This window comes from Collinsella sp. CLA-AA-H167 (genome assembly GCF_040095305.1).
Taxonomy (GTDB): Bacteria; Actinomycetota; Coriobacteriia; order Coriobacteriales; family Coriobacteriaceae; genus Collinsella.
Genome location: NZ_JBBNGA010000008.1, coordinates 1 through 25540, shown reverse-complemented (window position 1 = coordinate 25540; position 25540 = coordinate 1). Strand labels below are relative to the sequence as shown.

The window sequence follows — 25540 nt, the reverse complement described above, 5'->3', positions numbered from 1 at the left end:
ACAGTAAACGCTTCTAGGTGTTAAAGAGGCGTGAGGGCTGGGGCTCACGACCTTAAGATGCCGTAAAGATGCAGGTAGAAAGCACTATTGCGGCTGCAGTGCGCCTATACTCGACCTCGCGAGCATACAGTGGCGTCCTCACCGCGTATGCACGCATGGACAACGCTTCAGAAAGGCTACGCTATGCAGCGCGACGCATCGGACACTCGCGTCAATCCAGACCTCATCCTCAAGGCAATTGAGAAAGACGAGGCCGCCGATGACGCTCGAACCAGCCGGGGACACCTCAAAATTTTCTTTGGCTACGCTGCTGGCGCAGGCAAAACCTATGCGATGCTTCAAGCCGCCCACGCCGCCAAGCGGCGAGGTGTCGACGTCGTCGCGGGATACATCGAGCCGCACGAACGTCCGGCAACTGCCCATCTTGCACAAGGGCTTGAGAACGTGCCCTGTAAACTCATCGAGCACAACGGCATTGCGCTCAGCGAGTTCGATCTAGATGTGGCTATCGAGCGCGCCCCTCAGCTCATCCTTGTCGACGAGCTCGCCCATACGAATGCGCCGGGGTCTCGCCACGACAAACGCTATCAAGACGTCGAGGAACTTCTACATGCGGGCATCGACGTCTATACGACCGTAAACGTTCAGCATATCGAGAGCCTAAACGACATGGTTGCATCCATCACCGGCGTTGTCGTGAGCGAACGAATCCCCGACCGTATCTTCGATGATGCCGACCAGGTCGAGCTCGTCGACATAGAGCCCGAAGACCTACTTGAGCGCCTTCGCGCCGGCCTCGTCTACCGTCCCGCACAAGCCGACCGAGCGCAACAGCATTTTTTTACCGTCGAAAACCTCACCGCACTCCGAGAAATCGCGCTGCGCCGCTGCGCCGATCGCACCGGCCACCTCACAGACGCCGCACGCGTGCTGGGAAACCGTGACTACTACACCAAGGAGCGTATCTTAGTCTGTGTCTCCCCGGCGCCGACCAATCCCCGCATCGTCCGTGCCGCCGCACGCATGGCGAAAGCGTTTCGCAGCGAGCTCGTCGCCCTGTTCGTAGAAAGCCCGCGCACGCAAGCCATGAGCGATGATGAGCGCGCCAAGCTTGCAGCCAATATCGCCCTAGCCGAGCAGCTCGGAGCACATATGGAAACCGTCTATGGCGACGACGTCGCGTTTCAGATCTCCGAGTTCGCGCGCCTGTCGGGTATTTCGAAGATCGTCATGGGGCGCACGGGCGAGCACAGCAGCGTCCGTCAGGCCCTCTTTGGCCGCAAATCTCTCGTAGAACAGCTCATAGCATTCGCCCCGAACCTCGACATTTACATCATTCCAGACCAGTCGACTCCGCCCTCCCGACCCAAAGGACGCCGCCATGCGCTCGCTCTGCAGCCGCCCAGCAGCCGAAACGTGCTTCGCACGCTGGCCCTCTCTCTTGTCGCCACGGCGATCGGCACGGCTTTCCGCCATCTGGGATTTGCCGATTCCAGCATCATATCCCTCTATATCCTCACGGCCCTGCTGACCGCCGTCACCACGACGGGGCGTATCTGCACGATCGTATCGAGCGTACTCTCTGTAGTGCTTTACAACTTCTGCTTCGTCACGCCTCTGTTTTCGCTCGCCAGCTACGACCGAAGCTATCTGGTCACGTTCGGCATCATGTTCGCTACCGCTATGGTCGCCGGCGAGTTAACTGCGCGCATCGCCGACAACGCCCGTACCTCCGCCGAGAACGCATTCAAAACGCGCGTACTCCTCGAAACGAACCAGCTCTTGCAGCAAGCCCATAGCGCGGAGGAGTGTGCCCGCGTCGCCATGAACCAACTCGTCAAACTGCTAAAACTCGACGTGGTCTTCTACACCGCCGAACACGGCACGCTCGGCAAGGCGCTCTATGAGTCCGCTGGCACCGAAAACCGATCCGCGTCGCTGCTCACCGACTACGAGCGCGCCGTTGCAACCTGGACCTACACCAACAACAAGCGCGCGGGCGCAAGCACGCGGACCCTGCCTGAGGCGCGCTGTCTCTACCTCGCGGTTCGCACCGGCGACAAGGTATTCGGTGTCATCGGCATCGACCTGGAGGGGCGCGAGATCGAAGCCTTCGAGCATTCGATCGTCCTATCTATCGTAGGTGAATGCGCCTTGGCGCTCGAAAGTGACCGGGCGGCGCAAGAGCGCGAAGAGGCTGCGGTCTTGGCGAAAAACGAGCAGCTGCGCGCCAACCTTTTGCGCTCCATCGGCCACGATTTGAGGACACCCCTCACGGCTATATCCGGATCTGCGGCAATCCTTCGGAAGAGCGACGAGAGGCTTAGCCTCGAACAACGCTGCGATCTTGCCGATGCCATCTACGATGACTCCCTCTGGCTTATCGATACCGTGGAGAACCTCCTCGCCATCACACGCGTCGAGGACGGCACCATTCGCCTCAACTTAACATCCGAGCTCATCGACGAGGTCATCGAGGCCGCCCTCAGCCATGTCGCCCAAGCATCGCATGGACGTGCCGTCACCATCGAGCACACTGACGACATCCTGCTGGTACGCATCGACGTCCATCTCATCATGCAGGTGCTTACGAATCTCATCATGAACGCCTTCAAATACACGCCCGAGGACTCGACTGTCACCATCAGCGCACGTCGCGAGGGTGCGTTCGTCGTGGTGGACGTCGCAGACGATGGGCCGGGTGTGGCAGACTGCGACAAGCCTCATATCTTTGAGCGCTTCTTCACCTCAAGCAATACGCAGCCCGTGGATTCGCGTCGAAGCATCGGCCTTGGGCTGTCGCTCTGCCGCTCCATCGTGGAGGCACATGGCGGCGTCATCGAAGTTCGCGACAACCACCCCCATGGGGCCGTCTTCCGTTTTACCCTGCCCGCCGAGGAGATCGAGATTCATGAATAATGCCGCTAAGCCACGCATCCTCCTGGTCGAAGATGACCTGACCGTTCAAAACCTCGTTTCGACCGCGCTTGACCTCCACGGCTACGTCGTGAGCAAGGTTTGCAACGGCCAGGCTGCCATCATGGATGCGGTGTCGCACGGTCCCAGCCTCATCATGCTCGACCTCGGTCTTCCCGACATCGACGGTATCGAGGTCATCACGAAGATCCGAAGCTGGTCGGCAGTCCCCATTATCGTCATTTCGGCGCGCACCGAAGATTCCGACAAGATTGCAGCACTTGACGCAGGGGCAGACGACTACCTCACCAAGCCCTTTTCCGTGGATGAGTTGCTCGCGCGCGTCCGTGCGAATTTGAGGCGCTCCTCGATGGCATCGAGCGAGTCGACAGAAGCGAGCACGTTCGACAACGGTCCGCTGCATATCGACTACGCCGCGGGATACGCGACGAAAGACGGACGCGAGCTCTCGCTCACCCCAACCGAGTACAAATTGCTCGTCCTTCTGGCGAAAAACGTCGACAAGGTGCTCACCCACACCTTCATCACCCGCGAGATATGGGGCACGAGCTGGGACAGCGATCTGGCGAGCCTGCGCGTGTTCATGCGCACCCTGCGCAAGAAGATCGAGGCAGACCCCTCTCACCCCAAGATGATTCAGACGCACATGGGTGTCGGGTACCGCATGCAGCGTCTCTAGCCAATCCCACAAAAAGTTGTGGTGGAATACGGAGTAGATAAGGCCTTTGACAGCAAAAACAGTCCGTATTTCACCGCAACTGATGGGCGGGATGGAGTTAGAGGCACAAGTAGGCAATCATGCCTTCGACGGCGAGCTTGGCGCCGGCGGCGGCATGGACGACCGCGAGCGGGCCGTTAACAATATAGTTAACGATACCCTAAAATGGGTCTTCAACTCACCGCGCCCGCCCCCAAATGTGCAAAGCGCCCCGCGAACGGATGCTCGCGAGGCGCTTGGGTGCCTGGGTGCCCGGGCCTTATTTGATACCGCGGCCCAAGTCTTCGGCGATTTTGTCCACACCCTTAAGTGCAGCGCAGGTCTTTTTGTTGGAGCAATGTCCCGTGCAAACGCCGCCCTGAGCGCAGTCGGCGCAGGTGCCCTTGCGATAGATGCGCACACACACTGCGACAAACGCAATGCCGATAACAGCCAGTACAACAATATCGATAGGTGCCATAGCAAGCCTCCTCTAGTTAACCACCACTTACTTTACCCCATTCTCCACCTGCCAAAAAGGGACAGGTATATTTTGGTCGGTTTTATCTGCGGAAACGCCACATCTCCCTCACCAAAAAGCCCGAGTGTCGCTGGGACACCCGGGCTCGTGGAAAGGGGCTAATCCTTATTCGGACTTAAGCGGAAACTGCGGCGGAAGCAGTGTTGGTCTCGTCCTCGTCGGTCCATGCATGCTTGGGCATGGGACGGAAGATCTGGAAGAGCATCGCAACCAGCAGCACGATGGCTACAATCGTCCAAATACCAAACTGGCCCAACACAAACAGGTTGTAGAACTGGTTGATGAACAGGCCGATCACCCAAGCGAAGGCGCACTCGTAGCCGATGGCAATCGCGGTCCACTTGCCGGAGTCCATCTGGTTGCGGATAGTGCCCATGGCGGCAAAGCACGGAGCGCACAGCAGGTTGAAAGCGCCGAAGGCAACGCAAGCGCCCATGGTCGGGAACATGCCAGCGAACGCGGTCCACAGGCTCGGGTCGGTCTCGGCGGCGTCGGCGACGGACAGCAGCGAACCGGCGGTGGCGACGACGTTCTCCTTGGCGACAAGGCCCGAGACAGTCAGCGCAGTTGCCTGCCAGGTGCTAAAGCCGAGCGGGGCGAAGATCCAAGCGACCAGGTTGCCGAGCATGGCAAGCACGGAGTAGTCCATGAACTCCTCGGGGATGCCGTCCATCGCAGGCAGGAAGCCAAAGGAACCGTTGTAGCTACCAAAGTTGGAGAGGAACCAAACCACGACAGTGGACGCGAAGATGACCGTGCCGGCCTTCTTGATGAAGGCCCAGCAGCGCTCCCACACGTGCAGAGCCCAAGAGCGGATCGCCGGGAAGTGGTAAGCGGGGAGCTCCATGACAAACGGGGTCGGGCGGCCGGCGAAGAGCTTGGTCTTCTTGAGCATGAGGCCCGAAGCGATGACGGCAAAGACGCCCAGGAAGTAGAAGAGCGGGCTGATCCACGCGGCGGTGGTGGAAGAATCGCCGATGATGGAACCCATGAGCAGGGCGATAATCGGCAGTTTGGCGCCACAGGGGATGAACGTGGTGGTCATGACCGTCATACGGCGGTCCTTCTCGTTCTCGATGGTCTTGGTAGCCATGACGCCGGGGACGCCGCAGCCCGAGGACACGAGCATGGGGATAAAGGACTTACCGGACAGGCCAAAGCGGCGGAACACGCGGTCCATGATGAAAGCGACACGGGCCATGTAGCCGCAGTCCTCCAAGAAAGACAGCATCACAAAGAGCAGGAACATCTGCGGGACGAAGCCGAAGATGGCGCCCAGGCCGCCAACGATACCGTCGCAGACCAGCGAATCGACCAGTCCGCCGTCCTCGGTGCCGCCCGCCACGAGGGCATCGTGCACCACGGTGGTGATACCCGGGACATAGGGGCCGTACTGCGCCGGGTCGATCGAATCGGCAGCGTCCTCACCCACGGCCTCGACGGCCGCATCGTAGGCGTCGCGACCCTGACCGAGCACGTACCAACCGTCGGTACCGAAGAGCTGGTCGTTGGTGAAGTCGGTCACCGTGCCGCCCAGGGTGGAAACGGCGATGTAGTACACGCAGAACATGATGACCACAAAGATCGGCAGGCCGAGGATACGGTTGGTAACCACGCGGTCAATCTTCTCGGAGGTACTCATCTTGGCCGGAGCCTTGGTGAGGCACTCGTCAATGATGTGGGCGATCACGCCGTAGCGCTCGCCGGTGATGATGGACTCGGCATCGTCGTCGCAATCCTGCTCGCACTGGGCGACCAGCTGCTCAACGCGATCGGCCTTCTCCTTGGTGAGGTTGATGAGCTTGCAGGCGTCCGCATCGCGCTCAAACAGCTTGACGGCGTAGTAGCGACGCTTGTTGGCGGGAACGCTCGCCGGCAGGTTATTCTCGATGTGGGTCAGAACGTCCTCGATAGAAGAATCGAACTTGTGCTCCGGCACCTGGCCCTTGGAAGCAGCGGACTTCTTGACCTGCTCGAACAGCTCTTTGATACCTTTGTTTTTAAGGGCCGAGATCATCATGACCGGGCAGCCGAGCTTCTTGGAAAGCTTGTCCGTGTCGATCTTATCGCCGTTCTTCTCGACCAAATCGGCCATGTTGAGGGCGACGACCACGGGCAGGCCGGTCTCGACGACCTGAAGTGCCAGGTACAGGTTGCGCTCAAGGTTGGTGGCGTCGACAACCTGGACGACCACATCGGGCTCGCCGCTCATGAGGTAGTCGCGCGAGCACTGCTCCTCGGGGCTGTAGGGGGAAAGCGAGTAGATGCCGGGGAGGTCCGTAATCGTGACGTTCTTGTCACTCAGGAGCTTGGCTTCCTTTTTCTCAACCGTGACGCCGGGCCAGTTGCCAACGTAGCCGTTGGCGCCGGTGATCAGGTTGAAAAGCGTGGTCTTGCCGCAGTTGGGGTTACCCGCCAGCGCGACATGGATCTGAGAATCCGCCATTCAATCCTTCTTCCTTGTGTGCCCGCGCTGCTTTCTCCGCGCGGGCTGGATAATGTGCTTCAACACTGCATTATTGAGTTAGAAAAACCTAACTTTATCTGCAGAAATATGTGCCGCCGGCCCTTACTGGACCTCGACGACGGCAGCCTCCTCCTTGCGGATGGAGAGCTCGTAGCCGCGCACGTTGATCTCGACCGGATCTCCGAGCGGTGCAACCTTAACGACCTTGAACGAAGTGCCCTTGATGAGGCCCAGGTCCATAAGGTGACGGCGAAGCGCGCCCTCGCCGTGAAGCTTGACGATGGTAGAGCTCTCGCCCACCTTAACGTCACCCAACGTCTTCATATTCTTTTCCCCCTTTCAGCTTTTATGGGATGCTGCGAACTAACCGACAGTCATGATGTGCATGGCGACCTTGGAATCGATGCCAAAGCGCGCACCGAGCACGGTGACGATGATATTGGCGCCACTCGAGCTCACCACGTGAACCTCGTTGCCCTCGACAAAGCCGAGGTCCTTGAGGTGGTGCTTCATGTCCTCATTGCCCTTTACACGAGACACGTGCACGGTTTCGCCCGCTTTTACCATCGAAAGCGGCATAGCCGGCATCTGCGGTCCGCAAGACATGAGTGTGCTCCTAACGTCAGTTCGTCCTCAACATCGACGCAGCAAAAGTTAACCACGTCTATGTTCGCTACAGTAAACTAGCACGTGGTTAACTTTTTGGAAAGGGTCCCTATTCAGTTTTCGGAAAAGTTTCCTATATGCAACAAAGAAAGATGTGACAAAGGGACTGTCCCTTCGTCACATTGTTGCGCTTTAGAGCGAGAGGTTTCTGATCGACGTGACGCACGAGGCCTCGTCCACGCCCGAAACGCGGAACACGATGTCCTCGCCGCATTCGCCGTAGAGCGCCATGAGCCCCATCACATCGCGACCGTCGGTATGGCGCTCGCCGATACTGACCGACACGTCGCTACGGTGCTTGGCAATGATGTCGTAGAGCAGCGCAACCGGGCGGGCATGCAGTCCCAACGGATCTTTAATCGTCTTTGTAAACTCGACCATGTCCCCTCCCGCGGCATCGCACATTCGGCCGGCAAACCCAGCCACGTGATAGTTATTGTAGCGTTAGATGCTTGTCGAGAGCTCCTCTGAACACCTCGGGGGCAAAAAGTGGCAAATATGAGTACTGTCACCAATTTAGTAGCAGCAAAATCGAGAGCAAAATGCCTACTTTGAGCGATTCGAAGATGTTGAAAGCCGTCAAACGCCCTTTAAAGGGGGTTATATAAATTGATTTTGAGCCCGTTTTTGCTCAGAACAGGCCGAAAAATATGACACCTCTTTTGCAACAGTACTCATATTTGGCATTTTTTGACCACGGGGTCCAAAACCATGCCCCAAAACACAAAAGGAGGGGCCTCGTAAGGCCCCTCCTTAGGAAAAGGAATCGATTTATTCCACAGCCGTAGATTAATCCTAACCGCTACTCCATCATGTCGAGGACGGAGGGGCGAAGCTCGTTCTCGGCGGCCTCGGGATCGGTCTCGCGCAGGCGGTTGATGTAGCGGTTGTACCACATCACGGCAAGGCCCAGGAAGACAACCACGCCGCCGACGTTGTAGACCAGCGTCAGCCACAAAGGCTGATCGAGCGGAACGGTGCCGCAGATAAGCACGAAGCAGAAAACCACAAGCAGGAATGCAGCAATGGCCAGGCCAAAGGTACGCGAACCCATGCGGAAGCCACGGGGAGCAGCGTCGAAGTTCTTGCGCAGCATAAAGTAGGCAAGCAGGATCAGCAGCGGCGGGAGCAGAGCGGTGGCAGCCGTCATGTTGGTGACGATCATGAGCAGGTCGTCGAGGTTACCAGAGCCCAAGGCCGGGATGATCAGGATGGGGACGACGATGGCGAACTGCAGCCAAGCGGCGCGGGCGGGAATGCCGTGCTCGTTGAGCTCGACAATCTTGCTACCAAAGACGCCCTTGGGGATCTCGGTGAAGAAGACCTTGATGGGAGCAGAAGTCCACATCATGAGGGAGCCCAGCGTGGCAGCGAGAAGGATCAGGCCAATGACGCGCGTGGACACTTCCATGGGAATGCCAAAGTGGGCAAAGACAGCACCGAACACGTCGAAGATGCCGGTGGAGATGGCAACGCCGCCCTCGGGGATGAACAGGTTGACCAGCAGCGAAGCGCCTGCATACAGAAGGCCGATGGTCAGGCCGGCGATAACGACGGTGCGCACGAAGGCCTTGACGCCACCCTTAAGGTCGTTAAGGAACACGCCGACAGACTCAGCGCCGCCAACGCCCTGGATGATCCAGGCAAGCGTACCGAAGAAGCCCCACATAGTTGCGAAGTTGCTCATGTCGGGAGCCATGTTAGCGGGGGTAGGAGCCGTAGCGAACTCGACGCCGCCAAAGGCAGCAGCCAGGGACAGCAAGATGAACACGGCAGTCAGGCCGAGAGCCGCTGTCGAGCCAAAAGACGAAATGGATCCGATCCACTTAGCGCCCTTAGTCGACACCCACGTGGCGATAGCAAAGACAACGATCTCGATAATGGTGATCCACAGCTGTGAGAGCTCGGCATTGGCACCAAAGAACACGTAGCTCGCGTAGATGATGACGTTGGGCAGGACGGACGCAAAGTAGAACAGGTTAACGAACCAGTAGCTAAATGCCGTCAGGAACGCCCAGCGACCACCCATCGAGGTCTTAACCCATGCGTACACGCCAGACTCGGAGTCCCTGTTGAGGCCGACGAACTCAGCGGTAACCAGGGTATAGGGGACAAAGTACAAAAGCGTGGCGAAGAAGAACGACGGCGCAGCTGCCAAGCCGATGGCCGCGTTGTTGTTGATGATGTTCTTGATACCGAACACGGCGGCGACCGTCATGCCCAGCAGAGCGAACGAACCAATCGTTCCTCGTTTTTCAGAGCTCATAAGCCCTCCCAATCATCCGTTATATCTCATCTAAAACCGTCCGGACTGCAAGCGCAATCGTGGACGGCGCACCTGCTAAGGGGAATGGGGAAAAGGGAGTCAACAAAGCCATCCCCCTTAACGGCGCGAAGCAAACGTCCAAACGGACGAATACTACTTGTTGGGGAAGGAATAACCTTCAACCGTCACGTGCAGTACCACGACGCGGGGATCCGCGGCATCGGCCACGACACGGTAGGCCTCGTCGATCTCGACGACGGCAACGCCGCCGGCGGGAATCGTCACGGTCTCCCCCGTACCCTCAAAGCGCTCACGATCGTCGATATCGCTGTATGCGCGGGTGCAGGTGAGGCCTGCCTTGGGGGCAACCTCGACAGTCAGGTCGCCGTCGAGCGGGGCGAGCACGGCATGGTAGCGACGGTGACCGACCAGATCGGCGGTAGCTGCCTCGTGGGCGTTCACCCACCAGTACACCAACGAGTCGCCGATGGAGTACGCCACGTCGTGCTGCAGGTCGGCAACACCATCGAGCGCCTGGCCGGTGCGCATCCACTTCTTGACGGACTTCATCTGAGCGTCGAAATCGGCGCGCGAGTTAAAGACATGCATGACTTATGCCTCCTTAATGGGTGCCAGCGCCTGAGCCAGATCGGCAGACGTCAGCGGTCGCAGGGACACCTCAAAGCTGAAGCTCTCAAAACGGGTGCGGTAGGAATCGAGTACCTCGGAACCCCAAGAGTTCGAGCCAAGGCCGAGCAGCTGGTCGTTGATGTTGACCGTGACCGTATCGCCCTTGACAAGGTCGTAGACGTGCTTGGCGTTATCGATTGCCTCGCAGCTATAGGGCCATGCCGAGAACGAGAACGGATTGGAGGCGGCGTCAGCCGGACGAGTCACCAACACGCCGTCACCGTGACTGGAGCGCAGGGCAACCCAGCGGGTACCCTCGCGGTTGGCGCAGTCCTGAGGCATAACGTAGGGCGTGAACATGTCGTCGACCGTAGTGCGATAATGACCGACCGGGTTGGCGCGCAGCGAGTCCGGATAGTTCTCGCCCGGGCCGTGGCCATACCACTCGACGGCACGATTGCAACCGGGGACCTCGAAGGAGATGCCGATGCGCGGGATGATATCCGAGTAATCGCCGTAGGACTCGCCGGAAACCTTGAGGTCGACGCGACCGCTCGGAAGCACGGTGTAGACGAGCTCGACGCGCATGCCGAACGCGCGGACGGGAGGAGCGATACGCTGGCTCACGGTAACGACGACCGCATTGCCGTCCTGCTTCCAAGAAACCTTGCGGGTAGACGTCTGCATCACATCGATGAAGTTGTCCTTCCACAGGGAGTCATACTCCTGAGCGTGGTTGTCGACGAGCGGATGCCAAAAACCAACCTGGGGACCGGAGGCCATGACGTCGCGGCCGGATGCCTTCCACTCGCTCACGGTACCGTTGACTTTGCTGAAGGTCAGCTCACCGTTGAGGGAGTGAATGCGAATCTCCTGCTCGGTCTCCTCGACCGTAAGCTCAGGACGAGCGGGAGCGGCGATGGCCGGCGCCGGATGGTTTGCGATGGCAAACTGGCTTGCGCCCAGCTGGAGCATCGGCTCGCACCAGGCGTGAGCCGCCATGGTGTAGGCGCGCACGGTCAGCAGGGTCTCGCCTACCGCGGCCTCGCGAATCACCAGTGGCAGCTGGACGGATTCGCCGGGAGCCACCGCGCCGGGCATAAGCGTCTTGCGGCACACTACATCGCCGTCTACCAGGGTCTCCGCCGACAGGCAGACATCCTCGAGGGCAGTAAACCAGCGCTTGTTCGTGACGGTCAGCTCGCCCGCCTCGGTGTCATAAGCCATGCGAACCGGGCAGATGACCTGGCCATACTCAGTGAGGCCCGGGCTCGGCTGCTGCCAAGGGAACACCATGCCATCGATGCAGAAGTTGCTGTTGTTGGGGTAATCGCCGTTGTCGCCGCCATACATATCGTAGGCAACGCCGTCCTCGGTCACAGCGGCCAGACCGTGGTCGCACCATTCCCAAATGAACTGGCCCTGGATGCAATCCCAACGATCGAAGACCTCCTGGTACTCGGACAGGCCTCCGGGGCCGTTGCCCATGGAGTGACCGTACTCGCAGTTGATGCGCGGCTTGGGGAACGGATGCTCGCCAAAGTCGTTCATCTGCGACACGCGGGAGTACATCGTCGAAATGACGTCGACGGTATCGGCGTTGCGGTCCTCCTCGTAGTGAACCGGACGACCGTCGAGCTCATGAGCCTTGGCATACATCGCGCGGATGTTGCAGCCGTAGCCGCTCTCGTTGCCCATCGACCACATAATGATGCAGGCGTGATTGCGCTCCTGCATCACCAGGCGCTCGACGCGGTCGACGTAGGCCGACTCCCATGCCGGGTCGTCGGTGACCAGAGCGATGTTGCCGATATTCTCGAAACCGTGGCTCTCCATATCGGTCTCGGCGACCAGCATGATGCCATACTCATCGCACAGCTCGTAGAAGCGCGGGTCATTGGCATAGTGAGAGGTGCGCACCGCGTTGATGTTGTGTCGCTTCATGAGCTCCAGGTCGCGGCGCATGCGATCGAGGCCCACAGCGCGACCCTTGTGATCGTCGTGATCGTGGCGGTTGACGCCATGCATCTTAAAGTAGGTGCCGTTGAGGTAGATATGATTGCCCTCGACCGTCACCTCGGCAAGGCCCTGGCGATGCGGAACGTACTCGCTGACCTCGTCACCGTCGTAGACCTCAAACGTAAGGTCATAGAGGAAGGGGTCCTCGGGGTTCCAGAAGTGGGCATCGGCAACGCTGCACTCGGCATGGCCGTCGACGCACTCGCCCGTAGCCACCACGTTCTCGCCATCGCTGAGCGTAAACACGACGCGGGTAGCGCCCTCGGCCACCGTATCGAGCGTGATCAGAGCGGCATCGCCCTCGCGGTGCGTGCGGAACCTAAAGTCGACCAGGTGCGCGGCGGGACGCTGCATAAGGTACACATCGCGGAAAATGCCCGAAGCCCACCACATGTCCTGATCTTCGATATAGCTGCCATCGCTGTACTGCAGGACCTTGACCGCAAACAGGTTGTCGCCCTCGACGAGCGCGTCGGTCACGTCGAACTCGGCAGACAGGCGCGAACCCTTGGTCATGCCGATAAACTGGCCGTTGACGTACAGCTCGCCATAGCTCTCGATGCCGTCGAAGCGAATGATCTCGCGGGCGCCGGCAGGAACGGCGGGAAGGTTGACGATGCGCTGGTAGACGCCCGTGGGGTCGTCGGAGGGAACGAACGGCTGATCCACCGGAAACGGGAAACCCTCGTCGGTGTAGGCAAGGTTGCCATAGCCGTCTACCTGCCACAGGTGCGGAACCTCCACGTGATCCCACTCGGACTTGTACGTGGAGAGCTCCTCGTTGGAGACGGCAGCAGGCCCCTCAAAGAGGCGGAACTGCCACGAGCCAGACAGCTGGACAAACCCGCGCGACAGCTCGCGGCTGTACGTAGCGGCGAGATCGGCGGTCTCATAACCCATAAAGTACGCATGGGGTGCCAGGCGGTTCCTGTGGGTGAGCGCTTGGTTTTCCCAATCGTTAATGGAGTCCATGGTGATGCTCCTTCGTCATCGTAGTGATTCTTGTGCAACCGGTTGTCCTTATCTTGCGGGCGATGCAAAAAACTGTGCAACCGGTTGTCCGCTGAACGGTCGATTTGGCCGGATTAACGGTGCAACCGGTTGTACAACCGCGACACTTATGTCACCCTGAATATCGAAACTCAACGCAAAACATCGTTCTTAAGCTCGTAGGCAACCGCCACGCCCGCTGATATCTCAGCCACACGAGACGTATTCGATTGCGGCTTGGTTGCAAAACGACACCGGTCTCCGGATATCATGAACGCTGTTCAGGTGCACTATAGTAAGCTGTATCCGCACCAGCCCGTATCAGTGACAACATCGACCGCATTTTCCAGGAGACGCCATGACCCAGCCAGTTCGCACCGCACCTACGCTTGCCGAGGTTGCCGCAGCTGCCGGCGTGTCGCGCTCCACGGCATCGCGCGCCCTCAACGATTCGCCCCGCATTAGCGAAGAAACCAAAAAGCGCGTCCGTGCGGCGGCCAAGAAAGTCAATTTTGTCCCCAACGCTCGCGGCCGAGCGCTCGCTGTCGGGCGCACGGAAATCATCGCCGTGCTCGTGACCGAGCCTTTGAGCGAGCTGTTTAGCGATCCCACCTACAGTGAGTTTTTAAGCGGTATTACCGAGGAACTTTCGGAGTCGTCTTACCTACCCGTGATCTTGCAGGCATCTTCCTCGCATGAGCGCAATCGCGCACGCGAGCATTTTGAGCGCCGCTCGTTTGACGCCGTCATCGATGTCTCGCCCTACAAGGGCAGTGAGCTGCTCGAGGTGCTACGCGAGCTGGGCGTGCCCACTGTGTTATGCGGCCAGCTCGAGGGCCATCCCTATCGCGACGTGTTCTCGACGGTCTACTCCGACGACGAAGAGGGCGGACGCTTTGCGGCGCTCGCCATGAAAGATCGCGGACGCAAGGACATCGTTGCCGTGCTGGGGCCGCAGGATAACCCCGCCGTCGTCGACCGCCTTCGCGGCTACCGTGCAATTTTGGGCGAAAGCCTTCCGGATGAAAATGTCATCTATACCGGATGGAGCAGCGGAGACGGCTACCAAGCCACGCGGCGGCTGCTCGCGCGCGAAATACATGCCGACGGCGTGCTATGCGGATCGGACCGTATCGCAACCGGCGTTATCGCCGCATTCAACGAAGCGGGAATTAGCGTACCCAAGGACGTTTCGATTGTGGGCTTCGATGACCACGAGGTCGCAGCTCGCAGCGTCCCCGCGTTGACGACCATTCGTCAGCCGCTTCGCGAGGAAGGCCGCATGGCCGCAGACATTGCGCTCGATATGATCAACGGCGCCGCGCCCACCACCACTGTCATGCACATGCAGCTCGTTCAGAGAGACTCGCTATAAGAAACCTTGGCAGGGCTTTCCGCGACGTCCGGTCACCCCATGCCCTCACAACCTCGGCGCATAAAAAACGAGGGAAGGCACGCGTCCTTCCCTCGTTGCAGGCAATATGTAGCCACTCGCCTACATCAGGCGCAGGCTGACGTCCTTGAGCTGGGCGCCAGAAACGGCACTCGGGGCGCCCGACATGAGGTCGGAGCCGCTGGCCGTCTTGGGGAACGCCATGACGTCGCGGATGGAGTCGGAGCCGGTGAGCAGCATGCACACGCGGTCCAGACCCAGAGCGAAACCGCCCATCGGGGGCGCACCAAACTTGAGCGCCTCCATGAGGAAGCCGAACTGCGACTCGGCGCGCTCCTCGGTAAAGCCCAGGAGCTTGAGCATGGACATCTGCATCTCGGCGTTGTGGATACGCATACCGCCGCCGCCAGCCTCAAAGCCGTCCATGACAAAGTCGTAGGTGCAAGAACCGGCTGCCAGCGGATCGGCCTCGATCTTGGCGATGTCGGTCTCGGTCGGCAGGGTGAACGGCTGGTGCTCGGCTGCATAGGCCTTGCGGTCCTCGTCCCAGTGGAACAGCGGGAAGTTGACGACCCACAGGAAATCGTGACCCTCGCGCTTGATCTCGAGCGCGTTGGCCATGTGGGAGCGCATGCCGCCCAGGATCTCGTCAGAGAGCAGGCGCGGACCGGCGGCGAACATCACAAGGTCGCCGGGCTCGACGTCCATGCGCTCGCGCAGAGCCGCCATCTCCTCGTCCGAGAAGAACTTGACGATGGGGCTGTTGATGGAGCCGTCCTCGCGGAAGGCGATCCAGGCCAGGCCCTTGGCGCCAAACGTGGAGGCCACGCCGGCAAGCTTATCGATCTTGGCACGTGCCCAGGCACCGGCGCCCTTGGCGTTGATGGCCTTGACGACAGAGCCCTCCTCGTTTGCAGCAGTCGCAAAGACCTTGAACTTGGAGTTGGCAAAGATGTCGGTCAGGTCGACCAAGTGCATGCCATAGCGGGTATCGGGCTTGTCGGAGCCATAGGTGTCCATGGCCTCCCAGTAGTTCATGCGACGCAGCGGCGTGGGCATCTCGACACCCATGCGGCCGAAGGCGTCGGCCAAGACCTCTTCGAGCGCGCTCATGACATCATTCTGGTCCACGAAGGACATCTCGATATCGACCTGGGTGAACTCGGGCTGACGGTCGGCACGCAGGTCCTCGTCGCGGAAGCACTTGGCAACCTGGTAGTAGCGCTCGACGCCACCGACCATAAGCAGCTGCTTCAGGAGCTGCGGGGACTGCGGCAGAGCGTAGAAGTTGCCCGGCTGAATACGGCTGGGAACGATGAAGTCGCGGGCGCCCTCGGGCGTGGACTTGAACAGGGAGGGCGTCTCGACCTCCATGAACTCACGGTTGTGCAGCGCTTCGCGAATGGCAAAGGTGAAGTCGGAGCGCAGTTTGAGGTTGGCCATCATCTCGGGACGACGGAGGTCCAGATAACGATAGCGCAGACGGGTGTCCTCGCTGGTCTCGATGCCGTCCTCGATCTGGAACGGCGGGGTGACGGACGTATTGAGTACCTCGGCGTGGTCGGTCAGGACCTCGATCTCGCCGGTCGCGAGCTTGGTGTTGGTGGTCTCCTCGCCACGGGCGCGCACGACGCCGTGGATCTTGATGGGCCACTCGGGACGCATGGTCTCGGCGATTTTAAAGGCATCGCCGTCGGAGTGCTCGGGGTCGAAGGTGAGCTGCGTGATGCCCTCGCGGTCGCGAAGGTCGCAGAAAATAAGGCCGCCGTGGTCGCGGCGACGGCTCACCCAACCGGTGAGGGTGACCTCTTCGCCCACGTTCTCGAAGCGAAGCTCGCCGCAGGTACGGGTGTGCATGGAATGCTCATCGATGGGACGGGTCTGGCTCATACCAGTGATCCTCCTTTATGGATCTGTGCCGCCCCGTGTCGTTCCGGGCGGCGTCGTACAGATTTGCCCAGCCTGCGTAAACCGCGCAGCCAGACATGGCGTTCTATATTATCGCACCCGCGACGATGTGCCGCGAAAAAGTAACTCTTGCCCAAAGACTTGACGGAGACGAAACAATTGACGCACCGTGACCGTCGCCAACGCGCGCCACGTGCGACAATGTGCCCTAATACAACTGCACTCGGAAAGGCCCGCCATGACTGCACGCCTCATCGTTATGGATATCGACTCCACGCTCATCAACCAGGAGGTCATCGACCTGTTGGGCGAGGAGGCCGGCGTGGGCGAGCAGGTAGCGCAGATCACCGAACGCGCCATGCGCGGCGAGCTCGACTTTAAGCAGACGCTCGAGGAGCGCGTGGGGCTGCTTGCCGGCTTGGACGAGAGCGTGTTCGAGCGCACCTTTGAGCGCGTGACATTTACCCCCGGCGCGTTGGAGCTTGTGCGCTCGGCACACAGCAAGGGCTGGAAGGTCGGCGTGGTGAGCGGCGGCTTCCACGAGGTCGCCGATAAGATCGTGGCTGCCGCGGGTATCGACTTTTGCCTGGCCAATCGTCTGGAGGTCGTGGACGGCAAGCTCACCGGTAAGTTGGCTGCCGACATTGTGACCAAGGAGTCCAAGCTCATCCAGCTGCTGGACTGGGCAGTTGAGTGCGGCGTCGACATGGCCCACACGGTCGCTATTGGCGACGGGGCAAACGACATCCCCATGATCCAGGCCGCGGGCACGGGCATCGCGTTTTGCGCCAAGCCCAAGACGCGCGAAGCCGCCCCGTTTGCCATCGACGAGCGCAACCTGATGCTCGCCATGGACATCATCCTGCGCGACTAGCCGATCCGTCTAACAATTGAATCAGTCTGTCCTATAGTTTCCGAACAATTTTGTCTTAGTGTTCGGAAACATACCCTTTGAGTGTTAGACTTTGCGCCGTCGAAGGGAACATATATGGATAAGCGAGATCTTGAGCAATTGCTGAGCGATGTTGCCGACGGAGCAGTCGCCCCTGCCGACGCCCTCACGCGTATCCAGACGGCTCCGACCGCCGATCTGGGTTTTGCACAGCTCGATCTTTCGCGCGGGGTGCGCCAGGGAGCCGGCGAGGTTGTCTACGGGGCCGGTAAAACCGCCGAGCAGATTGCCGCCATTATCGAAGCACTGCGCGATGCTGGCCAGGAGCGCATCCTGGTCACGCGCTTGGACAGCGAAAAAGCAGCCCGCACCTCGGAGCTTCTCGGCAACGGCATCGACCTGGGATATGTCCCGGACGCACAGCTCGCCCTCGTGGGCGGCAAGCCCTCCCCCACCGGCAACGGACGCGTTGTCGTCGCCTGCGCCGGCACGAGCGACTTACCCGTCGCCGAGGAAGCCGCGTTGACGGCCGAATTCTATGGCAACGAGGTCGACCGCCTCTACGACGTAGGTGTCGCCGGCCTGCACCGCCTGCTCGCACATGCCGAGGAACTTGCCCAGGCGGAGGTGGTCATCGCCATCGCCGGCATGGAGGGCGCCCTGGCGAGCGTTATCGGCGGTCTGGTGAGCTGCCCGGTCATCGCCGTTCCCACCAGCGTGGGCTACGGCGCGAGCTTTGGCGGCGTAGCCGCGCTGCTCGCCATGCTCAACTCCTGCGCCAGCGGCGTTTCGGTCGTCAATATCGACAATGGCTTTGGTGCCGCCTACCAGGCAAGTCTTATCAATCATCTGAGCGCCGGCGCGTCCTGCGCCCGCTAAGGAGCATTTCATGTCAAACCATCAGCACACGCTTATCATCGACGGCACCTCGGGCATCAGCGGCGACATGACCGTCGCGGCCCTGCTCGACCTGGGCGCCAGCGAGGAGCATCTGCGCGATCAGCTCGCCACGCTTCCGGTCAGCGGCTTTGAGATTGCCGTGACGCGCGTAAACAAGCATGGCATCGACGCCTGCGACTTTGACGTTCAGCTGGCAGAGGAGCTCGAGAACCACGACCACGACATGGCCTGGCTCTACGGCAACGAAGCGGGCACCGAGCACACGCACGAGCATGAGCACCACCATCATGATCATGGCGAGCATGAACACGAGCACTGCCACGAGCATGACCATGAGGCCCACGGTCATGGCCACGAGGGTCACCATCACGCCCACCACCATCACCACCGTTCTTTGGCGGACGTCACCGCCATCATCGATTGCTCACAGCTAAGTGATGGCGCCAAGCGTCGAGCGCTCGCCATCTTTACCGCGCTCGCCGCCGCCGAGGCCAAGGCCCACGGCAAAACGCCCGAGACCGTCATGTTCCACGAGGTGGGCGCCGTCGACTCCATCGTCGACGTCTGCTCCGTCGCCATCTGCCTCGATGACCTGGGCATCGAGGACATCGTGGTCGAGTCGCTCTCCGAGGGTCACGGCACCATCCACTGTGCCCACGGCCTTATGCCCATCCCCGTCCCCGCTGTCGTCAACCTGTGCCAGGCGGGCAATATCGCCCTCACGCCCGCACCGGTCGCCGGCGAGCTCGTGACGCCCACGGGCGCTGCCATCGTCGCCGCACTGCGCACGTCCGAGCACCTGCCGGTCCGCTACCGCATCGAGGCCGTCGGCTACGGCGCCGGTAAGCGCCCCTACGAGGGCTGCTCCGGCACGCTCCGTTGCCTGCTCGTTCACGCGGACGCATAGCCATGGACGCCCGCAAGGCAAAAAGCCGCACCGCCATCGTCGCAGCATTCTCCGAGCTCCTGCGCGAGGAGGACTACGGCAAGATCACCGTCGGCGACATCATCGCTCGCGCCCATGTTGGTCGGGCCACGTTCTACGGCCTCTTCAAGAGCAAAGATGACCTACTGTCCGAACTCGTGAGCGACATTTGCACCCACGCCCTCGACGACGATGGCACACCGCTCGATGATCCGCTCGTACAAGTCGAGCATATCCTCAACAACCTCTGGGAACGCCGTCAGGGCGTACGAGCCCTCGTAGCCGGCGCCGGCTCACGCGTCTTCGCCGACTGCTTACGCAAGACCATCATGGCCCGAGCAGCCGAAACCGTCCCTACCGACCCAAACGGCCCCGCCGCCACCATGGACCGAAGCTTCCTACTACACCACATAGCCTCAAGCTTCGTAGGAATGGTCCAATGGTGGGCCTGGCACAACTTCCAAGCCCCAAAAGAGGACGTAGCCAAAGACTACCTATCAGCCATAAAACCCCTCTTCAACTAAGTAAGAAGCTCATCCCAAAGCATCGCCCCAACCCAGGGCGCCACGCATCCCAAAAGCGTCACTCGCACTTCAACGCCCCCAACAGCAACAAGCCCCTCCCATCCAAATTCAGATTTATATGTTGGGTTGCTTGCTCGAGCGCAGCAAAGATCCCGCAGCTGGCCGCATGGGGTAACTTCCCAGCGCATTCCGCAGGACAAAAGAGCCCCCGCCGCACGAAGTGCGCAGCGGGGGCTCTTTCATGTCCGAGGACGCGCTGGGAAGTTACCCCATGCGGCCAGCGAACAACTATGTAGCCTCAGACTAGAACATGCCCAAGAAACCATGCACAAACAGCGCGGCCAGAGCGGCACCGACAAACGGAGCGATGCCAGGAACAAGCAGACCATACTTCCAGTTGTTGTCAGCCTTGTTCTTGATCGGCAGCACCTGATAGGCCATGCGAGGACCAAGGTCACGTGCCTGGTTCATGGCGAAGCCGGTGATGCCGCCCATGCCCATGCCAACGGCCCAAACGATCAGGCCAACGCAGATAGCGAGCATCAGAACGTTCTCGCCGGCGCGGCTAGCGGCAGCAAGGATGGCGCTGATGAACACGAAGGTGCAGATAGCCTCACAGAAGAAGTTACGAGCATAGTTCGTGCCCTCGGTGGTGGGGTTGGTCGAGAAGATGTTGCGCTGGGCAATGGGGTCGACGACACCATCGGAAGCCTTGAACTCATCGGCATACATAAACCAAGCGATTACGGCGCCCACAAAGCCGCCGAGCATATCGGCAATCATGAAGGGGATGCAGCTGCTCCACGGCACCAGGCCCACGATGCACTGGGCAAGCACCATAGCCGGGTTCATGCACACGGCGCCGCCAAAGACAAACAGGCAGACCGAGATGCCAAAAGACCAGGTGGTGATGGCAAACATGTGGCCAGAGCCCTGATACTTGGTGCCCTTGAGCACGGTATCGCAGTGCACGCCCACGCCAAAGACGATCATGAGGGCCGTCGCACCGAATTCGCAGAGGAGTTTGGTAAGCATAAAACCTTATCTTTCTTGTCGGTTATAAACGATTCGTTTGGGCCACGCACTAGTGCTGCGCGACGACAACGCCCAGGCCATCGGGAATGACGGCCACCTTGGCATCGGCACCCTTCATCTCAAAGGCGAGCTTGAGCGCCTCCTCGATAGTGTTGACCGGCGTCATGTGCATATCTTTGAGCATCTGGTGATCGCAAAGGTCGGTGACCATGATCACAGGGTGATGCGCTAGGATGCGGGCAAAGATCTGGCTCGTCCACTGATCGGGCAGGGTCTCGTCCTTGGGACGGTCGATGCAGGCGCGCTCAAACTCCGCCGGATCGTTGTCGGCGATGTTGTGATAGAAGCCCTCGCCGCCGTGACCATCGGCACAACCGGCGACATCGATGATCACGCCGCCCTCGGGAAGTGTAGCCTCGGCAGCGCACATGCCCTTCACAGCCTGGTAGATGTTCTGGTCGAGCGGGTAGCCGCCGTTGGTGGTGATGGCAATCTCGCACTCGACGGGCTCAACGCCGGCAAGGCTCTTCACGAACTCGCAACCAGCCTCGTGCGCCTTGTGGATGTCGCCGGCAAAGGAGCCAATGACCTCGTGCTTGCCGTTGAGCACCACGTTGAGCACAAAGGCAAGGTGAGCCATCTCGGCAGCGGCAAACATGTCCTCGCTCACGTGGTTGTGGCACAGGTTGCCGGCGCGCGAATGGGAATCGTTCACAAACTGGCCGTTGTGGTTGTACATGATGGTCTTGTAGCTGGCGATGCCAGGCAGGACGGACTTGCGGCTGCCAGAGAAACCGGCAAAGAAGTGCGGCTCAATGAAGCCCTCGGCAAGCAGCAGATCGCAATCGGCAGCAATCTTGCTGATGATGCACTCGCCACCAGAAGGCAGGGTGCCGATCTTTTTCATCATGCTGTCGTCAGTCGCGACGTGCATGACGATTTCCTCGTTGGCAACGATCTCCTCGCCATACTTGTTGACGAGCTCCTCGTGCGTCGACGGACGGTGCATACCCGTAGCAACCAGAATGCGAACGCGCGCCTCAGGCGCAGCGGAGTGGATGTGATGCAGCAGAATAGGCATCGTCACACGCGAGGGAACGGGACGCGTATGATCGGAGCTAATGATGACAATATCCTTCTTGCCAGCACAAAGCTCCTCGAGCGAAGGCGAGCCATAAGGGTTGGCAAGCGACTCCTCTACTAGCTCCTCCTGCGATTTCGTGGTCATAAACTCGTTTTGATGACCTTCCATCACACCCGCGAAGTTCTTATCCTCGAGCTCCAAATGCAACGTCTTGTGGTCAAACGGCAGTTCACATTCAAACAATGACGAGCGCCCTCTTCCTTTCAACTGACACACTAGATAAACCGTTGGAAGGATACGCCGCTCACCGAAAAACACCACCGTCTACCGACTCATTAACACAACGTTCATATTTGACCCACAACAAAACGGCCGCGATCCCAAACGAGACCGCGGCCGCAACAGTCGTAAGGCGCGAAGCGTACTTTATTCTCATCAGCTCCAATCCCTGAAGACCGAGGACGAAGGGACCCGACGGGCTTCCCTCTGAATGCATTCCGCAGCACGAAGCCCCCTTATCCGCAGCTCCGAAGGAGCAGGATAAGGGGGCTTCAAGTGCGAGGACGCATTCAGGGGGAAACCCGTCGGGTCCCGGTGAGAGCCACAGGGCTATCGATTACCCCGTGTTTTGCAATCCTGCCGAGACGCCAGTCACAGTCGAAAGAATCAGGCTCATGTACTCGGCCTTCTTCTCCTCGGCCATCTCGTCCTGGTTCATACGCACCTCGCGAAGGGCGCGGACCTGAGCGATGGACAGGGCGTCGACATAGGGGTTACGCACGCGAACGGCGCAGCCGAGCACGCGGCGGCGCTGCAGCGGCCACTCGTCACCGACGATGGCAAGGACCCACTTACGCGTGAGCTGCATCTCGGTGAAGACCTTCTTGGACAGATCCTGGCGATCGCCCAGGTGCAGATACATCTTGGCGATGCGCTGATCGGTCTTAGCGATCGACATCTCAATATTGTCGATGAACGTGCGGAAGAACGGCCACTCCTGATAGGCAGCCTTGAGCTGGTCAAGGTCGCCCAGCTGCTCGCAGGCGGTGCCCAGGCCGTACCAAGCGGCCAGATTGATGCGCGCCTGGCTCCAGCTAAAGATCCACGGAATGGTACGCAGGTCGTCGAGCGACTTGGCGCCCAAGCCGCGCTTGGCGGGACGCGAGCCGATCGGCAGCAGACCGACCTCGGTCAGCGGCGTCACGGTCGAGAACCACGGTGTAAAGTCCTCGGTGTTCAGCAGGTCCAGATAGCGCTCGTGGCTTGCGGCGTTGAGCTTCTCGGCCATATCCCAGAACTTCTGCGTGGTCTCGGTGTTGGTCTTCTCGACACTCGGGGCCGACTGCAAAAGCGTTGCGGCGGCAACGGACTCAACATGGCGCTGAGCCAGCGTGCGGTTGCCGTAACGGGCAAAGATGACCTCGCCCTGCTCGGTGAGCTTAAAGAAGCAGTTGACCGAACCCTTGGGCTGCGCCAGCACGGCCTTGTTGGCCGGGCCGCCGCCACGGCCCACGGCACCGCCGCGACCGTGCATGAGCACCAGGTCGATATCGTTCTTCTCGGCCCACTTGGCAATGCGCTCCTGCGCGGAGTGCAGCGCGAGCATGGCCGTGGTAGGACCGGCATCCTTGGAGGAGTCGGAATAGCCCAGCATGACCTCCATGCGGCGGTTGGTCTGGGCAAGGCGCTTCTGCACCACGGGCAGCGTGAGCATCTGATCGAGCACGTCGACGCAGCCCTCGAGGTCCTCGAGCTGCTCGAACAGCGGGATCACGTCGAGCTCGGGGACATCCTCCTCGTGCGCAAAGGACAGGTGGGCAAGCTCAAAGACGTCGGCCACATGCTGGGCGCTCTTGGTGAACGAAATGATGTAGCGGTGCGCCATCTTCTTGCCGTAGCGCTTTTGGATGGAGCCGATAGCACGGAAGGTGTCGATGACCTCGCGTGTCATGGGCTGCAGATCGCCATGGATACCGTTCTCGTGGATATCCTTAAGGGCGCGGGCATGCACCACGGAGTGCTGACGGAACTCCATCTCGACCATATGGAAGCCGAAGGACTCGACCTGCCAGATGATGGTCTGCACCGGACCGTAGGCGGCACGGACGGCACCGCAGGCGGCCAGCGAGCGCTGGACGACGCGCAGGTCCTCCAAGAACTCATCGGCGCTGTGGTACATAGTGTCGGTGATGCGACGCACGGTGGCGTTCAGACGATCGGCCATGACGAGCATGACGGCGCGATGCGGCTCGTGCTCGGAAATCAGCTCGGCGCGAGCCGTGTACTGAGCGCTCATCTCGACCTGATGGTTCCACAGGTTCATGAGCTCTGCCGACGGCTTGCTGTAGGCGGCCTCGAGCGTAAGGTTGCGGCCGATGCGGCGGCACTTGTCCTCGAGCTTGAGCACCATGTGCGTGAAGTACTTGGCGGCGACCTCGCGGCTCACCTTGGCGGTAACGTTGGGGTTGCCGTCGCGGTCGGAACCGATCCAGCTGCCGGGATGGAAGAACGCCGGGCACAGCGGCGGCACGGTACCGGCCTTGTCGCCCAGCACCCAGTTGTCAAAACGACGATAGATGACGGGGATGACGTCGAACAGTGTGTTATCGAAGATGTCGATGATGGTATCGGCTTCCTCGACCGGCGTGGGCTTCTTGAGCGCGATGGGACTCGTACGCACCAGGGCGTCGATCTCCTGCAGCATATGGCGCTCGTTCTCCACCAGGTCGGAGCCGCCCAGGCGCGGACGCTCCTCCAGCAGGTTGGAGATACGGCGAATCTTGCCCTCGACGGCCTTACGACGGGCCTCGGTGGGATGTGCGGTAAAGACAGGGTGGAACTCGAGCTTGTCGAGCAGCTCGTTGGCGCCCTCGACACCCATCTCGTTTATCAACTGGTGATAGGCGACGGTGAGTTCGTTGGCGGGATCGACCTCGGTATCGGTCGACGCACCTGCCTCGCGCTCGCGCAGCTGCGCCACGCGGTAGTTCTCCTCCGACAGGTTTGCCAGATGGAAGAAGCTCGTAAAGGCGCGAACGATGACCTGTTGCTTATCGAGCGGCAGACTGTCAATCAGATCGACGACCTCGCGAAACGCCACGGCGGTGGGCTCGTCGGCGGTGGGCACGCCCTGCTCGTCGACGGACTCGTCGGCAGCACGGGCGCCGGGGTTTCCGGCATTGGCCACAATCTCGGCCGTCAGGATCTTGTCGAACAGGTCCGCGATCTCGGGATCATACTCGCTAAGCACACGGCGCTCCAGGCGCAGGAACAGCGCCAAGTTGTCGCGCAGCTCCTCGGGGATCTCGATCTCGGCGAGACGCTCCCTGGACTCGGCATTCGAGCCGATTCGGTTAACGAGGCGGTTGACCACGGCAGCGACGCGCGCCGCGGCTTCGGGTACAGACTGGTTGCTTAGGTTCTCAGCCACGTTTCCTCCCATTCCTCCTTCTATGCACGTAACATGCGGTATTCATTATAGGCACTCGGCAAAAACTTTCGGCGCTGATTGCGCTTTACCACACAAAAGTATTTTCTGCCCTTGATTCTCATGTTCACTGCAACAGCCTCAGGACTCAGCGCAACGCGTTGCGCTGAGTCCTGAGGCGCGAATCCGGGTAGGCAACCCCAGAGGGGCCGGAATCCCCCGGCCCGCGATGGAGGGAG

At 60.3% G+C, this 25540-nt stretch carries 19 protein-coding genes; 7 read left to right on the top strand and 12 right to left on the bottom strand.

Annotation, left to right across the window (positions count from 1 at the left end; genetic code table 11):
• The first annotated feature begins 183 nt into the window (after window positions 1–183).
• Window positions 184–2919, top strand: a complete 2736-nt coding sequence (locus tag AAAT03_RS06290) for a sensor histidine kinase KdpD (protein WP_349102880.1) — start codon at window positions 184–186, stop codon at window positions 2917–2919.
• The gene (locus AAAT03_RS06285) at window positions 2912–3616 is read left to right on the top strand and encodes a response regulator transcription factor (protein WP_117583373.1); all 705 of its coding nucleotides are present in this window, start codon (window positions 2912–2914) and stop codon (window positions 3614–3616) included. The genes AAAT03_RS06290 and AAAT03_RS06285 overlap by 8 nt, the downstream gene beginning before the upstream one ends.
• Before the next feature lie 298 nt (window positions 3617–3914).
• Here AAAT03_RS06285 and AAAT03_RS06280 read toward each other — a convergent pair whose 3' ends face one another.
• The 8 genes from AAAT03_RS06280 to AAAT03_RS06245 form a co-directional block, all read right to left on the bottom strand.
• On the bottom strand, window positions 3915–4115 hold the full coding sequence (locus AAAT03_RS06280; protein WP_035136858.1) for a hypothetical protein: 201 nt from the start codon (window positions 4113–4115) through the stop codon (window positions 3915–3917).
• Between the two features lie 175 nt (window positions 4116–4290).
• Window positions 4291–6621 carry a ferrous iron transporter B gene (locus AAAT03_RS06275; RefSeq protein ID WP_349102879.1) on the bottom strand — a complete coding sequence of 777 codons (2331 nt, stop codon included), beginning with the start codon at window positions 6619–6621 and terminating at the stop codon, window positions 4291–4293.
• Window positions 6622–6744: 123 nt separating this feature from the next.
• Window positions 6745–6966 (bottom strand): FeoA family protein, encoded by a 222-nt coding sequence (locus AAAT03_RS06270; protein ID WP_006234774.1) that lies wholly within the window; start codon window positions 6964–6966, stop codon window positions 6745–6747.
• 39 nt (window positions 6967–7005) lie between these two features.
• Window positions 7006–7248, bottom strand: coding sequence for a FeoA family protein (locus AAAT03_RS06265; protein ID WP_233540901.1), 243 nt, complete (start codon window positions 7246–7248; stop codon window positions 7006–7008).
• A 192-nt stretch (window positions 7249–7440) separates the two neighbouring features.
• Window positions 7441–7689: an HPr family phosphocarrier protein gene (locus AAAT03_RS06260; RefSeq protein WP_158571684.1), complete on the bottom strand. Its 249-nt coding sequence runs from the start codon at window positions 7687–7689 to the stop codon at window positions 7441–7443.
• A gap of 421 nt (window positions 7690–8110) precedes the next feature.
• The gene (locus tag AAAT03_RS06255; RefSeq protein WP_349102878.1) at window positions 8111–9574 is read right to left on the bottom strand and encodes an amino acid permease; all 1464 of its coding nucleotides are present in this window, start codon (window positions 9572–9574) and stop codon (window positions 8111–8113) included.
• A gap of 153 nt (window positions 9575–9727) precedes the next feature.
• A complete protein-coding gene (locus AAAT03_RS06250; protein ID WP_349102877.1) occupies window positions 9728–10183 on the bottom strand; it encodes a hypothetical protein in 456 nt (151 codons plus the stop codon).
• A gap of 3 nt (window positions 10184–10186) precedes the next feature.
• Window positions 10187–13195, bottom strand: a complete 3009-nt coding sequence (locus tag AAAT03_RS06245; RefSeq protein ID WP_349102876.1) for a glycoside hydrolase family 2 TIM barrel-domain containing protein — start codon at window positions 13193–13195, stop codon at window positions 10187–10189.
• Between the two features lie 376 nt (window positions 13196–13571).
• On the opposite strand from AAAT03_RS06245, the gene AAAT03_RS06240 reads away from it, so the two are divergent.
• Window positions 13572–14588, top strand: a complete 1017-nt coding sequence (locus AAAT03_RS06240; RefSeq protein ID WP_349102875.1) for a LacI family DNA-binding transcriptional regulator — start codon at window positions 13572–13574, stop codon at window positions 14586–14588.
• Between the two features lie 120 nt (window positions 14589–14708).
• Here AAAT03_RS06240 and aspS read toward each other — a convergent pair whose 3' ends face one another.
• Window positions 14709–16496: an aspartate--tRNA ligase gene (gene aspS / locus AAAT03_RS06235; RefSeq protein ID WP_117583379.1), complete on the bottom strand. Its 1788-nt coding sequence runs from the start codon at window positions 16494–16496 to the stop codon at window positions 14709–14711.
• A 256-nt stretch (window positions 16497–16752) separates the two neighbouring features.
• Between aspS and serB the strand changes: the two genes are divergently transcribed.
• From serB to AAAT03_RS06215, 4 genes are all read left to right on the top strand, one after another.
• Window positions 16753–17388 (top strand): phosphoserine phosphatase SerB, encoded by a 636-nt coding sequence (serB, locus tag AAAT03_RS06230; protein ID WP_349102873.1) that lies wholly within the window; start codon window positions 16753–16755, stop codon window positions 17386–17388.
• A 114-nt stretch (window positions 17389–17502) separates the two neighbouring features.
• Complete coding sequence (gene larB / locus AAAT03_RS06225) at window positions 17503–18285, top strand: nickel pincer cofactor biosynthesis protein LarB (protein WP_349102872.1); 783 nt, start codon at window positions 17503–17505, stop codon at window positions 18283–18285.
• A 10-nt stretch (window positions 18286–18295) separates the two neighbouring features.
• Window positions 18296–19213 carry a LarC family nickel insertion protein gene (locus AAAT03_RS06220; RefSeq protein WP_349102871.1) on the top strand — a complete coding sequence of 306 codons (918 nt, stop codon included), beginning with the start codon at window positions 18296–18298 and terminating at the stop codon, window positions 19211–19213.
• Between the two features lie 2 nt (window positions 19214–19215).
• Window positions 19216–19755, top strand: a complete 540-nt coding sequence (locus AAAT03_RS06215) for a TetR/AcrR family transcriptional regulator (RefSeq protein WP_349102870.1) — start codon at window positions 19216–19218, stop codon at window positions 19753–19755.
• A 303-nt stretch (window positions 19756–20058) separates the two neighbouring features.
• Here the strand turns inward: AAAT03_RS06215 and larD are convergent, their stop codons facing one another.
• From larD to AAAT03_RS06200, 3 genes are all read right to left on the bottom strand, one after another.
• The gene (gene larD / locus AAAT03_RS06210) at window positions 20059–20790 is read right to left on the bottom strand and encodes a D/L-lactic acid transporter LarD (protein WP_349102868.1); all 732 of its coding nucleotides are present in this window, start codon (window positions 20788–20790) and stop codon (window positions 20059–20061) included.
• A 49-nt stretch (window positions 20791–20839) separates the two neighbouring features.
• Complete coding sequence (larA, locus tag AAAT03_RS06205; protein WP_349102867.1) at window positions 20840–22117, bottom strand: nickel-dependent lactate racemase; 1278 nt, start codon at window positions 22115–22117, stop codon at window positions 20840–20842.
• A 373-nt stretch (window positions 22118–22490) separates the two neighbouring features.
• Complete coding sequence (locus AAAT03_RS06200; RefSeq protein ID WP_349102914.1) at window positions 22491–25223, bottom strand: phosphoenolpyruvate carboxylase; 2733 nt, start codon at window positions 25221–25223, stop codon at window positions 22491–22493.
• Window positions 25224–25540: the final 317 nt, after the last annotated feature.